Here is a 14,273-nt window from a genome sequence, read left to right on the forward strand (position 1 = left end):
ATCAACGGCTGAACAAACCTCAACGCCCACTTGCCTGGCGAACCGTTCCCCCTGAAGCTATGCGTCTTCAGGAGAACACGATGAACCTCGACGAGTTGACCCAACGCCTGCACCGCATCCGCGACCAGAATGACTGGAAGCCATTTCACAGCCCGAAAAACCTGGCCATGGCCGCCAGTGTGGAGATGGCCGAGCTGGTGGAAATATTCCAATGGCTGCGCGAAGACCAGTCCCGCGAGCTGCCTGCCGAACAGTTGGAGCACGCCGGCCAGGAAGTCGGCGACATCGTCCTCTACCTGTTGCTGCTGTGCAGCGAACTGGGGCTGGACATGGACACGGTGGTGCGTAACAAGCTGGCTGACAGCGAGCGGAGATTTGCCAAGTGAGTGATCGGCATTTCGACCAGTTGGCGACCCGCTTTGCGGAAAAGATCTATGGCGGTGCCAAGGGAGCCATTCGTCTGGCGGTGCTGCAGGCCGACCTGACCGAGACCCTGCCCGCACGACCGCTTCGTGTACTGGATATCGGCGCCGGGCTGGGACACATGTCACTGTGGCTGGCCGAACAGGGTCATCAGGTAACCCTGGCCGAACCCGCCGAGCCGATGCTCGAAGGCGCACGTCAGCGCTTCGCCGATGCCGGACAGACGGCAACCTTCATTCAGGCTCCGTGGCAGGCGCTGCCGGAGTTACTGAGCGACACTTATGATCTGGTGCTGTGCCACGCGGTGCTGGAATGGCTGGCCGAGCCGCATACCATCCTCCCGGTGCTACGCCAGCTGACCAGGGACGATGGCTGGCTGTCACTGGCGTTTTACAACCGCGATGCGTTGATCTATCGCAACCTGTTGAAGGGCCATTTCCGCAAGATGCGCAAGAATGACATGGCCGGGGAAAAACAGAGCCTGACGCCTCAGCAACCGCTCGACCCCCGGGAACTGGCGACGCAACTTGAAGGCCTGTGGCAAGTCGAAACCCGTAGCGGGGTGCGGGTATTTCACGATTACATGCCGGTTGAATTCCAGGCTCGGGCCGAGCTGACGGATCTGCTGGAAATGGAACTGGCGCATCGGCGTCATCCAGCCTTTGCCGGGCTGGGTCGATACCTTCACTGGATGTGCCGTCCGGCCTGACATCACTGCGGAGCCCACCATGAAACACCGTTCTGCCTTGTTTGCCGTGCTGCTGGGGACCAGTCTGTTCGGGATCAGCGCCTGCCAGAGCGACAACCCGTATGTCGCCAGCTCTCTGCCCATGCCGCCCGCTCCTGCGCAGGCGGCAAGGACGCTGGACATTAGCGCCTACCCTGCGCCGCCGCGGGACTATGGGCGTTATCGGTCCTGGGGCTGGCTCAACGGCCAGCTGCCGCCCGGTACGGCGTGGGTGGATTCGGCGCAGGTGGTCGAAGCCGTGAGCAACGGTCTGGACCAGCGTGGTTTGCGACCGGCTCGCGGCAATCAGCCGGCAGACTTGTACGTCACTGCCACGACCCGCCAGGAAACCCGGCTGCGTCAGGTGCGTGAAGATTACGATCCCTACTATGGGCGCGGCATGGGCTATGGCCGCTACGATGGCTACCGGCCCGGTTACGGCGGCTACGCCAGCGTGCCGGTGGTACGCACCTATCAGGAAAAGGTCATGGTGGTGCAGATCAACCTGATCGACGCGCGCAGCAACCAGCCGGTATGGAGCGCCAGCGCCGATGCGCGCGCCAGCAATAATCTGGCCGACCGCAGCAGTGCGTTGCGCCAGGCCGTGCAACAGGCTCTGGCGGCCTACCCGCCTTCGTAACCCTTTCGGAGAACTGCCATGTTTCGCCGTATCGTTCTGCTGACCTGTGCCGTGCTGCTGACGGCCTGTCAGAGCAACTCGATCAATCGCGACTTCGATGCCCAGCGGGATTTCGGCGGCTATCGCAGCTGGAGCTGGAAGGAGCCCGCCGTTCAGTATCAGCCTGACAATGATCCGCGGCTCAAGAGCGACCTGACCGAGCAGCGCCTTCGCCAGTCGATCGGCGACCAGCTGGACCAGCGCGGTCTGCGCATGGCAACAGCCGGTGCCCGGCCGGATTTGAAAGTGCAGGCCTGGCTGATTGTCGAAAACCGTCAGCAGACGGTCAGCACCAACTATGGCGGGGGCTGGAACCCCTGGGGTGGTTATGGCTACTGGAACGGGCCGATGAACACCGAAACCCGCAGCGTCGACTACAAGGTCGGCACCGTGCAGATCGATATGTTCGACGGCAAGGACGGCAAACTGGTCTGGCGTGGAAGCACCGAGCGCATTCTCAACGACAATGCCGGCAGCCCGTCCGAACGCGATCAGGCCATGCGCACCACGGTGGCGAAAATTCTGGAGCAGTATCCACCGCGCTAACCGCAACTGACGTGCAGATGCGCCGCGTCGGCATGGCGTTCCAGACACTTTGCTGCCCTGGGCAATGAACAGCGCGATCCGGGCTCAGGCCTGCAGATCGCCCTGCATTTCATCGAGCAATTCCTGAATCGCGTCGAGACGCTCTTCGGGATCGTCGATTTCCAGCAGTTCCACTTTGTCTTTTTCGGTGAACGGCAGCAGGTAGGCAAGCTGGTTGGACAACGCGTATTGCCCACCGGCAGACATGCCCATGTTCAAGGAAGCCACCATCGGATGCTCGGCCAGCGCTTCGAGCAGGGCCACGAGGTCAGCATCTTCCTCCTGCAACGGGCGCTCCACGGGCTCTTCCAGCCATTCAACCTCGGCCACCAACAGTTGATCGCGCTGAACCTCAGCGGCAACGACGCGGAAGCGACGCCCGCCGACGACCCGAATGCCCAGCAAGCCGTTCTCCTGCTGCTGAAAATCGGTAACCAGCGCTTCGCAGCCGATCATCGAGTAGCCGCCCGGCACTGGGCCGATTTCACTTCCCTCGGTGATACACACCACACCGAACCCTTCTCCCTGCTTCATGCAGCGGCCGATCATGTCCAGGTAACGGGCCTCGAACAGCTGCAGATCAAGCACGCACCCCGGAAACAGCACAGCGTTCAGTGGAAACAATGGCAGCGTCATAGAAAAGCCTCCTTTTAAATGGCCAGCGACATTGCCAGCGGCAGGAACAACGCCGTCGCAACGCCCATCAGACTCATTGCCAACGCAGCAAAAGCCCCCGATTCCTCGCCCTCCTGCAATGCCACGGATGTGCCTACCGCATGTGCAGTGAGCCCCAGCGCCATGCCTCGGGCAGCAGGATTATCCACCCCGATCAGCGACAGCAGACCGGGGCCGAAAATGGCACCGAATACGCCAGTAATCAACACAAAAACCGCCGCCATGGCGGCAACCCCGCCGATCTGCTCGGCGACCAGCATGGCAATGGGCGATGTCACCGACTTCGGTGCCATGGTCATCAGAATCATGTGGTCGGCACCGAACAGCACCCCGAAGCCCACGCACAGGCCGGTGGCAAACACCCCGCCGACTACCAGCGTAGTCAAGACCGGCCAGAACAACTGTCGGATCCGTCGCATATTCAGATAGAGCGGGACCGCCAGCGCGACGGTTGCAGGACCCAGCAGCGTGCCCAGAATCTCGGTGCTTTTGCGGTACTCGGTGTACTCAAGGTCGCAGAACAGCACGACCCCGATCACCACCACCATCGAGACCAGCACGGGCTGCAGAAACAGCCAGCGGGTTCTTTCATAAGCCGCCATCGCCAGTTGATAGGCACCCAGGGTGATCGCGATGCCGAAAAGCGGGTGATGAATCACCGACAGCCATGCACCGTGCCAGTCAAGACTCATGGCAACTCCCGGCGCTGAGCCTGACGCTTGATCAGGGTCTGCATCAGCCAGCCGACGAAGGTCACGGAAATCATCAGCGACAGGGTCAGCGTGCCGAAGATCGCCCAGAAGTCCTCGGCAATCGCCGACGCGTAAACCATCACCCCGACCGCAGGCGGCACCAGCAGCAACGGCAGATAGCGCAACAGACTGCTGGCAGCAGTGCTGATCGGCTCGCTGACTTCACCGCGCCACATCAGATAGCCCATTAACAGCACGAGGCCGATGATCGGCCCCGGCAAAATCGACAGAAACAGATGGTTGAGCGCGGTCCCCAGCAATTGGAACAGCACCAGCCATGTCAAACCCCTTAACAGCATGAGGACTCCAGCAGATAAACGAACCCGGCGAACGATCGGCGTCATTATAAACACGCTGCGCCAGAGGTCATGAGTGGGTATTCGCATTGCCGCAGTTGCTTGACCGGGCAACCGCCCTCTGCTGATCTGGTCATTCGCCCGCAGGCATCAGCGGATGCGGGCAGTGGCAGCTCCATACCCCCTCATCAGACAAGGAGAGCGGCATGCCTTTTGTACCCGTCGAAGAGCTCAAACAATACATCGGCAAGGACGCAGTCTATTCAGACTGGCTGACCATCGACCAGCAGCGTATCAACCTGTTCGCCGACGCCACAGGGGATTTCCAGTTCATCCATGTCGACCCGGTCAAAGCAGCGCAGACCCCGTTCGGCACGACTATCGCACACGGCTTCCTGTCTTTGTCGCTGATCCCCAAGCTCATGGAGGGCATCATGGTACTGCCCGAAGGCTTGAAGATGGCGGTCAATTACGGGATGGACAGTGTGCGCTTCGTTCAACCGGTGACGGTCAACTCGCGGGTGCGCCTCAAGGTCCAGTTGACCGGCGTAAGCGAGAAAAAACCCGGTCAGTGGTTGCTCAAGGCAATGGCCACACTGGAGATAGAAGGTCAGGAAAAACCCGCTTTTGTGGCCGAGCCTTTAACGCTGTGTTTCGTATAAGGCGTTTAAAACATGAAACAGTCGTAACAGACTGTTTCATCCCGCTGACCCGCTGCGGCATACTCCCCTGCGGTCGTGCCCCATAACATCTGCTCAAGCGGAGCCGGGCTCGCCCCTGAATCATTCTTCCGGGATCTCACATGCGCGCGCTCGCTCCATTGGCTTTGACACTCTTGATCGCAGGTTGCGGTGATGGCGAATCAATTTTGCCGCCAGACGGCCGCCTGCCCGACGGCGGACGCTACCGGGGCGATCTGGTCAATGGCGTTCTACAGGGCCAGGGCCGCATCGATTACCCCAACGGCAGTTGGTACGCAGGTCAGTTCGAAAACGGCCTGCGTCAAGGTCAGGGCGAATGGCACTCCAGCACCGGCGACGTCTACAAGGGTGGCTTCGAGCAAGGTCTGTTCAATGGCCAGGGGCGCCTGACCACCCGCGCTGGCGCGAGTTATGTCGGCAACTTCAAGCTTGGCATGCGCGACGGCGAAGGCACCCAGAAAGACAAGGGCGTGCTTTACCGTGGCCAGTTCAAGGCCGGCGTGTACGACGGGCCCGGTCGCCTGGAACTGGAAGACGGCAGCCAGCATCAGGGCATGTTCGCCAATGGCAAGGCCAATGGCGAGGGTTCGCGCAGCGACGCCAGCGGCAACCAGTACAGCGGCAATTTCATCGACGGACAATTGCAGGGCACCGGCAGCTTCACCAGCGCTGACGGCGATCAATACGTCGGCAATTTCCACAACAGCCAGCTGGATGGCAAGGGTCGCTACGAAAACAGTGACGGCGACGTCTGGAGCGGTGAATTCAAGGAAGGCGCGCTGACCGGCAAAGGCGAGTTGATCGGCTCTGACGGCAGCCGCTATCAGGGTGATTTCGACAACTGGCGCTTCATGGGTCAGGGCCAGTTGCTGTTGGCCGATGGCAGCCGTTACATCGGCCAGTTTGCCGATGACACTTACCAGGGCGACGGTGTGCTGATTTCCGCCGATGGCAAGGAGCAGCGCGGCATCTGGGCCAATGGTCAGCGGATCCGTGATGCCAAAGGCAAATTGCTGCCGGACCCACTGGAAGCCGGGCTGCTGGTCCAGGGTTCGCTGCTGGACAAGGCACTGGCAGCCGTGCCGGCGTCGACACCCGCTACCGAGCTGTACACGCTCGTGGTAGGTGGCGACGGCAAGCAGAGCGTGTTCATGCGCGAGGCGGACTACGTGAGCAACCTGCTCAAGTCGCGTTTCGGGGCCGTCGGACAGGTCAGCCTGGTCAATCATCGCGATCACATGGACGACCGGCCGATGGCGACGCGTGAAACCATCACCCGCGCAGTACAGACACTCGCCCAGCGCACCGGCCCGGAAGATCTGGTGTTCATTTACCTGACCAGCCACGGCACTCAGGATCATGAACTGGTGCTCGACCAGCCGCGCCTGTCGCTGGCAGACCTGCCCGCCGACGCCCTGGCAGCAGCCCTCGCGCCATTGAAGAACCGTGACAAGGTCGTGGTGATTTCAGCCTGTTATTCGGGCGGGTTCATTCCCGACCTCAAAGATGAGCGCACGCTGATCATGACCGCCTCGCGCGCCGACCGTGTCTCGTTCGGCTGCTCGGAAGAAGCGGACTTCACTTATTTTGGCGATGCACTATTTGCCAGGGCATTGGTCGAAACCGATGACCTGCAACACGCTTTCAACGAAGCGAAGGCCTATGTTGCGCAACGTGAGACCGAAGACAACTTCGAAGCCTCCGAACCGCAGATATGGGCACCCAAAGGAGTCCTGGCGCGCTGGCAGCAGTTGCGCAAGAGCCAGGCCGAACGCGCGTTGAGTACGGCGTTGAACCGCACGGAAGCGAAGACTTCGACTAGCCGCTAGGCTTATGTGTATTAAGGGAGAAGCCACATGTACCTGACGCCGCAACACATCCTGCTCGCAGGAGCCACAGGCCTTACAGGCGAGCATTTGCTGGACCGGCTGCTCAGCGAGCCGACCGTCAGCCGCGTGTTGGCACCGACCCGCAAGCCGCTGGCCGAGCACTCGCACCTGGAAAACCCGATCGGCGAGCTGGCGACCTTGCTGCCAACGCTGTCCGGCCGGGTGGACATCGCATTCTGTTGCCTGGGCACCACGATCAAACAGGCCGGTTCACAGGAAGCCTTCAAGGCCGTCGATCTGGACATGGTCACGGCGTTCGCCAGCCGCGCCCGCGAACTCGGTGCTCGCCACTTGCTGGTGATCAGCGCAGTCGGCGCAGACCCGGCTTCCAGTACCTTTTACAACCGTGTCAAAGGCGAAATGGAACAGGCGCTTCGTGCGCAAGGCTGGCCGCAACTGACCATAGCCCGCCCTTCCCTGCTGGTGGGCAGCCGTCCTGAAACCCGCTGGGTCGAGCAACTGGCGGCACCTATCGCCAAACTGATCCCCGGCAAATACGGCGCAATCGAAGCCTGCCAACTGGCCCGCGCTCTGTGGCGGCTGGCGCTGGAAGAGCAGAACGGCGAACGGATCGTCGAATCGGATGAGCTGCGCAAGCTGGGCAAGTAGGTGATGATCGCCGGGGCCCAGCGCTGATCGTTCCCGCGCTCCGCGTGGGAATGCAGTTCGTGACGCTCTGCGTCACCCAAGGGAGCCTTACCCGATAGCCCAGGTGTCGCTCCGCCCCCCTAAAGCCCGCCTGTAGCCTGAACCCCCAGTCCCGCCGCGGTCAGCAATGACAGTGGCAGCAGCAGGGTGTCGAGCAGCGCACTGCCAGGCAGGTCCAGGCCCGGGTAGCTGGGAGCGTCTGCGCCGAATCGGTCGGCGGCACAGCAACCACCCTGCAGCGCGTACATATTCAACCGCGTACCGGCATACACCACCGGCGCACCAGGTTTGGCCGCATTGAGCGTGCGTGCCGTTGCGCATCCGGTCAGCGCCAGCGCAAGCGCTACCAGCAGCAGCTTATTCATCGCCGCCAATATGGTGCTCGCCCCAGCGCGGCAACATGTCCTGAGGAATATTCAGCAGGTTGAGGATCCGCGCGACGATAAAGTCCACCAGGTCGTCGATGGTCTGCGGCTGGTGATAAAAGCCGGGAGACGCCGGCAGGATCACTGCGCCCATGTTCGACAGCTTGAGCATGTGTTCCAGATGAATGCTGGAATACGGCGCTTCGCGCGGCACCAGAATCAACTGGCGCCGCTCCTTCAGCGTGACGTCAGCGGCGCGCTCGATCAGATTGTTGCAAGCCCCGGTGGCAATCGCCGACAGCGAACCGGTGGAACACGGCACCACCACCATCGCGCTGGGCGCACCCGAGCCGGAGGCCACTGGCGACATCCAGTCATCGCGTCCATAGACGCGAATCTGCCCGGCAGACGCACCGGTGTACTCCGTCAGAAACGCCTGCATCATCATCGCCTTGGGCGGCAGGCGCACGTCGGTCTCGGTGGCCATCACCAGTTGCGCCGCCTTGGAGATCAGGAAATGTACTTCCCGGTCCTCACGCACCAAACAATCCAGCAGGCGCAGGCCATATTGCGCGCCTGATGCACCGGTCATCGCGACGGTGACGCGCTCCGGGCCGCTCATTGCAACGACTCCGCCAGTTTGCCATGCAGACCGCCAAAGCCGCCGTTGCTCATGATCACAATGTGCGTGCCGGGCTGCGCCTGGCTTTTGACCCGGGCGATGATTGCCTCGAGGGAATCACAGACCAACGCTGGCACAGTGCCTCCCGCGACTGTTGCCGCCAGGTCCCAGCCCAGATTGGGCGGCGCATACCAGACCACCTGATCCGCCTGACTCACGCTTTCCCGCAGGCCTTCGCGATGCGCGCCAAGCTTCATCGAGTTGGAGCGCGGCTCGATGACTGCAATGATCGACGCATCACCGACCTTTTTGCGCAGGCCGTCCAGCGTGGTGGCGATGGCCGTGGGGTGATGAGCGAAGTCATCATAAATAGTGATGCCGCGCACGTCGGCGACCTTTTCCATACGCCGTTTGACGCTCTTGAATGCACTGAGCGCCTGCACACCCAGCAGCGGCACCACGCCAACATGGCGAGCGGCTGCCAGCGTCGCCAGGGCGTTTGCTACGTTGTGCTGACCGGTCATGTCCCAGTCGACGGTGCCTTGAAGCTCGCCTTCGAACAGCACTTCAAAGCGCGAGCCGTCTTCGCTCAACAGTCGTGCCTGCCACTGACCGTTCTGGCCCGTGGTCTGTACCGGCGTCCAGCAGCCCATCTCGATGACCCGCGACAACGCGGGCTCGGTAGTCGGATGGATCACCAGGCCTTCGCTCGGGATAGTACGCACCAGATGGTGAAACTGGCGTTCGATGGCCGGCAGATCGGGGAAGATGTCGGCATGATCGAACTCAAGATTATTGAGGATCGCTGTCCGTGGGCGGTAGTGAACGAACTTGGAGCGTTTGTCGAAGAACGCGCTGTCGTACTCATCGGCCTCGACCACAAAAAACGGGGTCTCGCCCAGACGCGCCGACACGGCGAAGTTCTGCGGGATGCCGCCGATCAGGAAGCCGGGGCTCATGCCCGCGTGTTCCAGCACCCAGGCCAGCATGCTGCTGGTGGTGGTCTTGCCGTGCGTGCCGGCCACGGCCAGTACCCAGCGGCCTTGCAGCACATGGTCCGCCAGCCACTGCGGGCCAGACACATACGGCAAACCGGTGTTGAGCACATATTCAACCGCAGGGTTGCCACGCGACAGCGCGTTGCCGACCACTACCAGGTCCGGCGCGGGAATCAGTTGCACGGGATCATAGACTTGGGTCAGCTCGATGCCCTGCGCCTGGAGCTGGGTGCTCATCGGTGGATAGACATTGGCGTCGGAGCCCGTGACCCGGTGCCCCAACTCTTTGGCGAGCACCGCCAGAGACCCCATGAACGTGCCGCAGATACCAAGGATATGAATATGCATGACCAACCTCTCAGAACATCTGCGCAGGTTAACGTAGGGACGGTGAAATGGCACCCTGAGTTTGTCCGTCGTCTCGCGCGCGCAAGCCATTTCAATGCCAGGCAGATAAGCCTAAAGTCCTAGCCACGGCCGAATGCAAATGGCCTATTCTTGAACGCTTATTGCCAGATACCCGAAAGCAGAATCGACACAGACTCCCTCACAACAAGAACCAGGAGACATACCATGCGTTACGCTCATCCCGGTACCGAAGGCGCTATCGTCAACTTCAAGGAACGCTACGGTAACTACATCGGCGGCGAGTTCGTCGCACCGGTGAAAGGCCAGTATTTCACCAACACCTCGCCGGTCACCGGCAAGGCCATTGCAGAATTTCCGCGCTCCACCGCCGAAGACATCGACAAGGCACTCGACGCCGCGCACGCTGCCGCTGCGGCCTGGGGCTCGACCTCGGTGCAGGCACGCTCGCTGGTCCTGCTGAAGATTGCCGATCGCATCGAAGCCAATCTGGAAGTCCTGGCCATCACCGAAACCTGGGACAACGGCAAGGCAATCCGCGAAACCCTCAACGCCGATATCCCGCTGGCTGCCGACCATTTCCGCTACTTCGCCGGCGTGCTGCGTGCGCAGGAAGGCAGCGCCGCCGAAATCGACGGCAATACCGTGGCCTATCACATTCATGAGCCGCTGGGCGTGGTCGGGCAGATCATCCCGTGGAACTTCCCGCTCCTGATGGCCGCCTGGAAACTCGCCCCTGCGCTGGCTGCCGGTAATTGCATCGTGCTCAAACCTGCCGAGCAGACGCCGCTGGGCATCAGCGTGCTGATCGAACTGATCGGCGACCTGCTGCCTCCCGGCGTGCTGAACATCGTGCAGGGTTATGGCCGCGAAGCGGGTGAAGCGCTGGCCAGCAGCAAACGCATCGCCAAAATCGCCTTTACCGGCTCGACACCGGTCGGCTCACACATCATGAAACTGGCGGCGGACAACATCATCCCGTCCACCGTGGAACTGGGCGGCAAGTCGCCGAACATCTTCTTCGAAGACATCATGAGCGCCGAGCCGGAGTTCATCGACAAGGCCGCCGAAGGCCTGGTGCTGGCGTTCTTCAATCAGGGCGAAGTCTGCACCTGCCCGTCTCGCGCGCTGGTGCAGGAGTCGATCTATCCGCAGTTCATGGAAGCGGTGATGCGCAAGGTCGAGAAGATCAAGCGCGGTGACCCGCTGGACACCGACACCATGGTCGGCGCGCAGGCATCCGAGCAACAATTCGACAAGATTCTTTCGTACCTGGACATCGCCAAGGGCGAAGGTGCCGAACTGTTGACCGGCGGCAAAGTGGAGAAGCTGGAGGGCAACCTGTCCACTGGCTACTACATTCAGCCGACGCTGCTCAAAGGCAACAATAAAATGCGCGTGTTCCAGGAAGAGATCTTCGGCCCGGTGGTCAGCGTCACGACCTTCAAGGACGAAGCAGAAGCCGTGGCCATCGCCAACGATACCGAGTTCGGTCTGGGCGCAGGCCTGTGGACCCGCGACATCAACCGCGCCTACCGCGTGGGCCGGGCGATCAAGGCCGGACGCGTGTGGACCAACTGCTACCACCTGTACCCGGCACACGCCGCGTTCGGTGGCTACAAGAAATCCGGCGTCGGCCGCGAAACCCACAAAATCGCGCTTGAGCATTATCAACAGACCAAAAACCTGCTGGTGAGCTACGACACCAACCCGCTGGGTTTCTTCTAGCACCAGCCCGCGATATGACGCAAAGCGTCACGAACTGCATGCCAACGCGGAGCATTGGCACGATAGTCGTCTCAAGATGTTTATCGCTCCCGCGCACTGCGCGATAGTCATCTCAAAAACATCGCGCACCAACCCTGTGCATCGCGCCCTGGCCCACCGCCCTGGCGTGATGCATCTTTGTTCTGAATCCTCCGTTCATAGTTGCAAACTCGCACTCCCGGTCAGGATGGAGTATTAATTGCTTGCATCGCTTCCCACAGTCGTTTGAACCGGGACGTATCCGTTTCAGCGAAAGACTACGTCCGACGCAAGCAGCGCGACGTCATGGAGAATCTGTATGGCGAGCTTTTCCCATTCTGTCGGTGCGCAGACGTACCGCTTCGACAGCCTCAAAGAAGTCATGGCCAAGGCCAGTCCTGCGCGCTCCGGTGACTATCTGGCCGAAGTCGCGGCGCAGAACGACGGCGAGCGAGTCGCCGCGCAGATGGCGCTGGCGAACATTCCGCTCAAGCACTTTCTTGAAGAAGCCCTGATCCCTTACGAACAGGACGAAGTTACCCGGCTGATCATCGACACCCACGACAAACTGGCGTTTGCCCCGGTCAGTCATCTGACAGTCGGCGGCTTTCGCGACTGGCTGCTCAGCGACAAGGCCGACGAAACCAGTCTGCGCGCGCTGGCCCCCGGCCTGACCCCGGAAATGGCCGCTGCCGTTTCAAAGATCATGCGCGTGCAGGATCTGGTGCTGGTGGCGCAGAAAATCCGCGTGGTCACGCGCTTCCGTAACACCATGGGCCTGCGCGGCCGGCTGTCGACACGCCTGCAACCCAATCACCCCACCGACGACCCGTCCGGCATTGCCGCCAGCGTGCTCGACGGCCTGCTGTACGGTAACGGCGATGCCATGATTGGCATAAACCCGGCCACTGACAGCACCTCGTCCATCGTTGCTCTGCTGGAAATGCTCGACGCCATTGTCCAGCGCTATGAAATCCCCACGCAATCCTGCGTGCTGACCCACGTCACCACCTCGATTGAAGTGATCAACCGTGGCGTACCGGTCGATCTGGTGTTTCAGTCGATCACCGGCACTGAAGCCGCCAACGCCAGCTTCGGCATCAGTCTCAAGCTGTTGCAGGAAGGCTATGAAGCGGGCCTAAGCCTGAACCGCGGCACCCTCGGGCAAAACCTGATGTATTTCGAGACCGGGCAAGGCAGCGCGCTGTCGGCCAACGCGCACCATGGCATCGACCAGCAGACCTGCGAGACCCGCGCCTATGCCGTCGCCCGGCATTTCAATCCGTTTCTGGTCAACACCGTGGTCGGCTTCATCGGCCCCGAGTACCTGTACAACGGCAAACAGATCATCCGCGCCGGTCTGGAGGATCACTTCTGCGGCAAACTGCTGGGCGTACCGATGGGCTGTGACATCTGCTACACCAACCACGCAGAGGCCGATCAGGACGACATGGACACTCTGCTGACATTGCTGGGCGTCGCGGGGATCAACTTCATCATGGGCATTCCCGGCTCCGACGACATCATGCTCAACTACCAGACCACCTCGTTCCACGACGCGCTGTACGCCAGGCAAAGCCTGGGCCTGCGTCCTGCACCGGAATACGAAGCCTGGCTGGAGAAAATGGGCATCTTCACCCAGGCCGACGGTCGTGTGCGCTTCGGCGACAGCCTGCCGCCTGCCTTCCGTCAGGCGCTGGCGCATCTAGCATGAGTGACGAGCCGATGAACGAACTACAAGACAGCGCCGCCCCCACCAATCCCTGGCTGGAACTACGCCGCCTGACCCCTGCGCGTATTGCGCTGGGTCGTACCGGCACCAGCCTGCCGACCTCTGCGCAGTTGGACTTTCAAGCCGCCCATGCGCAGGCACGCGACGCGGTGCATCTGGCCTTCGACCATGCCGCGATCAGCGCACAACTGACGGAAAAGGGTCGTGAAACCCTGTTGCTGCACAGCGCCGCGGCCGACCGGGACAGCTACCTGCAGCGCCCGGACCTGGGCCGTCGCCTGAATGACGAATCAGCGCAGACGTTGCGTGACTATGCTGCGGCTCATCCGGGCGGTCTCGATCTGGCGGTAGTGGTCGCCGACGGTCTGTCCGCCCTGGCGGTGCATCGGCATGCGGTACCTTTCCTCATTCGCCTGGAAGAACAGGCCAGTGCCGAGGGCTGGTCGCTGTCGCCAGTGATCATGGTCGAACAGGGCCGCGTCGCGGTGGCCGATGAGGTCGGCGAACTGCTCGGTGCGAAGATGGTGGTCATTCTGATCGGCGAGCGCCCCGGTCTCAGCTCCCCGGACAGTCTGGGCCTGTACTTCACCTACGCGCCGAAGGTCGGGCTGAACGACGCGTACCGCAACTGTATTTCCAATGTGCGCCTGGAAGGCTTGAGCTACGGCATGGCCGCTCATCGGCTGCTGTACCTGATGCGCGAGGCCGGCAGGCGGCAGATTTCCGGGGTCAATCTGAAGGACGAAGCTGAGCTGCAGATTCTGGAATCAGACGGCACTGATGATCATTCAGACAAACCCATCGGCAACTTCCTGCTCGACGGTCCTGCAGCGCAGCATTAGGCCCCATGCAGGCTTATGCCATTCCAAGCCGCCGGGCCGATTCGCGTAATCAGCCCGGCGTATGGCATCAGCCCGGATGAACGTTGCGGCCTGTTCATCCCTTCTGAAGACGTACCGCTCACCCCCCATTCAACCCCGCCGCTTATTCCGAAGCCCCTTCTGCGCATTCTGCTTCTATAATGCCGCGCATACGCACAGTCGTTTCTTCCGCATGCGACCCCGGACAG

The 14,273-nt window shown here is 61.5% G+C and carries 16 protein-coding genes; 10 read left to right on the forward strand and 6 right to left on the reverse strand.

Annotation, left to right across the window (positions count from 1 at the left end; translation table 11 throughout):
- Positions 1–80 precede the first annotated feature (80 nt).
- From PCPL58_RS25250 to PCPL58_RS25265, 4 genes are read left to right on the forward strand one after another with little or no spacing between them, the layout of a single operon-like run.
- The gene (locus tag PCPL58_RS25250; RefSeq protein ID WP_003366436.1) at positions 81–386 is read left to right on the forward strand and encodes a MazG-like family protein; all 306 of its coding nucleotides are present in this window, start codon (positions 81–83) and stop codon (positions 384–386) included.
- Positions 383–1,132 (forward strand): methyltransferase domain-containing protein, encoded by a 750-nt coding sequence (locus PCPL58_RS25255; protein ID WP_065350717.1) that lies wholly within the window; start codon positions 383–385, stop codon positions 1,130–1,132. The genes PCPL58_RS25250 and PCPL58_RS25255 overlap by 4 nt, the downstream gene beginning before the upstream one ends.
- 19 nt (positions 1,133–1,151) lie before the next feature.
- Positions 1,152–1,790 (forward strand): DUF4136 domain-containing protein, encoded by a 639-nt coding sequence (locus PCPL58_RS25260; RefSeq protein ID WP_065350718.1) that lies wholly within the window; start codon positions 1,152–1,154, stop codon positions 1,788–1,790.
- A gap of 18 nt (positions 1,791–1,808) precedes the next feature.
- A complete protein-coding gene (locus PCPL58_RS25265) occupies positions 1,809–2,375 on the forward strand; it encodes a DUF4136 domain-containing protein (RefSeq protein WP_065350719.1) in 567 nt (188 codons plus the stop codon).
- Positions 2,376–2,459: 84 nt separating this feature from the next.
- On the opposite strand, the gene PCPL58_RS25270 is transcribed toward PCPL58_RS25265, so the two are convergent.
- Genes PCPL58_RS25270 through PCPL58_RS25280 form a run of 3 tightly spaced genes read right to left on the reverse strand, consistent with a single transcriptional unit; the run spans position 2,460 to position 4,140 of the window.
- Entirely contained in the window at positions 2,460–3,050 is a 591-nt protein-coding gene (locus PCPL58_RS25270; protein ID WP_003366428.1) for an LON peptidase substrate-binding domain-containing protein, read from the reverse strand.
- Positions 3,051–3,064: 14 nt separating this feature from the next.
- Positions 3,065–3,781: an LrgB family protein gene (locus PCPL58_RS25275; RefSeq protein ID WP_065350720.1), complete on the reverse strand. Its 717-nt coding sequence runs from the start codon at positions 3,779–3,781 to the stop codon at positions 3,065–3,067.
- On the reverse strand, positions 3,778–4,140 hold the full coding sequence (locus tag PCPL58_RS25280) for a CidA/LrgA family protein (protein WP_003431869.1): 363 nt from the start codon (positions 4,138–4,140) through the stop codon (positions 3,778–3,780). Before PCPL58_RS25280 ends, PCPL58_RS25275 begins: the two co-directional genes overlap by 4 nt.
- Positions 4,141–4,343: 203 nt before the next feature.
- Here PCPL58_RS25280 and PCPL58_RS25285 point away from each other — a divergent pair, with 203 nt between their 5' ends.
- The 3 genes from PCPL58_RS25285 (at position 4,344) to PCPL58_RS25295 (ending at position 7,336) form a co-directional block, all read left to right on the forward strand.
- Positions 4,344–4,799, forward strand: a complete 456-nt coding sequence (locus tag PCPL58_RS25285) for a MaoC family dehydratase (protein WP_003366420.1) — start codon at positions 4,344–4,346, stop codon at positions 4,797–4,799.
- A gap of 140 nt (positions 4,800–4,939) precedes the next feature.
- Positions 4,940–6,667 carry a C13 family peptidase gene (locus PCPL58_RS25290; RefSeq protein WP_003366418.1) on the forward strand — a complete coding sequence of 576 codons (1,728 nt, stop codon included), beginning with the start codon at positions 4,940–4,942 and terminating at the stop codon, positions 6,665–6,667.
- A 27-nt stretch (positions 6,668–6,694) separates the two neighbouring features.
- Positions 6,695–7,336 (forward strand): NAD(P)H-binding protein, encoded by a 642-nt coding sequence (locus PCPL58_RS25295; protein ID WP_003431871.1) that lies wholly within the window; start codon positions 6,695–6,697, stop codon positions 7,334–7,336.
- Positions 7,337–7,455: 119 nt separating this feature from the next.
- Here PCPL58_RS25295 and PCPL58_RS25300 read toward each other — a convergent pair whose 3' ends face one another.
- Genes PCPL58_RS25300 through mpl form a run of 3 tightly spaced genes read right to left on the reverse strand, consistent with a single transcriptional unit; the run spans position 7,456 to position 9,708 of the window.
- Positions 7,456–7,740 carry a YceK/YidQ family lipoprotein gene (locus PCPL58_RS25300; protein WP_003366412.1) on the reverse strand — a complete coding sequence of 95 codons (285 nt, stop codon included), beginning with the start codon at positions 7,738–7,740 and terminating at the stop codon, positions 7,456–7,458.
- Positions 7,733–8,362, reverse strand: a complete 630-nt coding sequence (gene ubiX / locus PCPL58_RS25305) for a flavin prenyltransferase UbiX (protein ID WP_003366410.1) — start codon at positions 8,360–8,362, stop codon at positions 7,733–7,735. The genes PCPL58_RS25300 and ubiX overlap by 8 nt, the downstream gene beginning before the upstream one ends.
- The gene (mpl, locus tag PCPL58_RS25310) at positions 8,359–9,708 is read right to left on the reverse strand and encodes a UDP-N-acetylmuramate:L-alanyl-gamma-D-glutamyl-meso-diaminopimelate ligase (RefSeq protein WP_065350721.1); all 1,350 of its coding nucleotides are present in this window, start codon (positions 9,706–9,708) and stop codon (positions 8,359–8,361) included. Before mpl ends, ubiX begins: the two co-directional genes overlap by 4 nt.
- Before the next feature lie 225 nt (positions 9,709–9,933).
- On the opposite strand from mpl, the gene exaC reads away from it, so the two are divergent.
- From exaC to eutC, 3 genes are all read left to right on the forward strand, one after another.
- Complete coding sequence (gene exaC, locus PCPL58_RS25315) at positions 9,934–11,454, forward strand: acetaldehyde dehydrogenase ExaC (RefSeq protein WP_044310536.1); 1,521 nt, start codon at positions 9,934–9,936, stop codon at positions 11,452–11,454.
- A 337-nt stretch (positions 11,455–11,791) separates the two neighbouring features.
- Complete coding sequence (locus PCPL58_RS25320; protein ID WP_044310537.1) at positions 11,792–13,186, forward strand: ethanolamine ammonia-lyase subunit EutB; 1,395 nt, start codon at positions 11,792–11,794, stop codon at positions 13,184–13,186.
- A complete protein-coding gene (gene eutC, locus PCPL58_RS25325; RefSeq protein ID WP_065350722.1) occupies positions 13,183–14,046 on the forward strand; it encodes an ethanolamine ammonia-lyase subunit EutC in 864 nt (287 codons plus the stop codon). Before PCPL58_RS25320 ends, eutC begins: the two co-directional genes overlap by 4 nt.
- The last annotated feature ends 227 nt before the right edge of the window (positions 14,047–14,273 follow it).

The organism is Pseudomonas cerasi, assembly GCF_900074915.1.
Classification (GTDB): Bacteria; Pseudomonadota; Gammaproteobacteria; order Pseudomonadales; family Pseudomonadaceae; genus Aquipseudomonas; species Aquipseudomonas cerasi.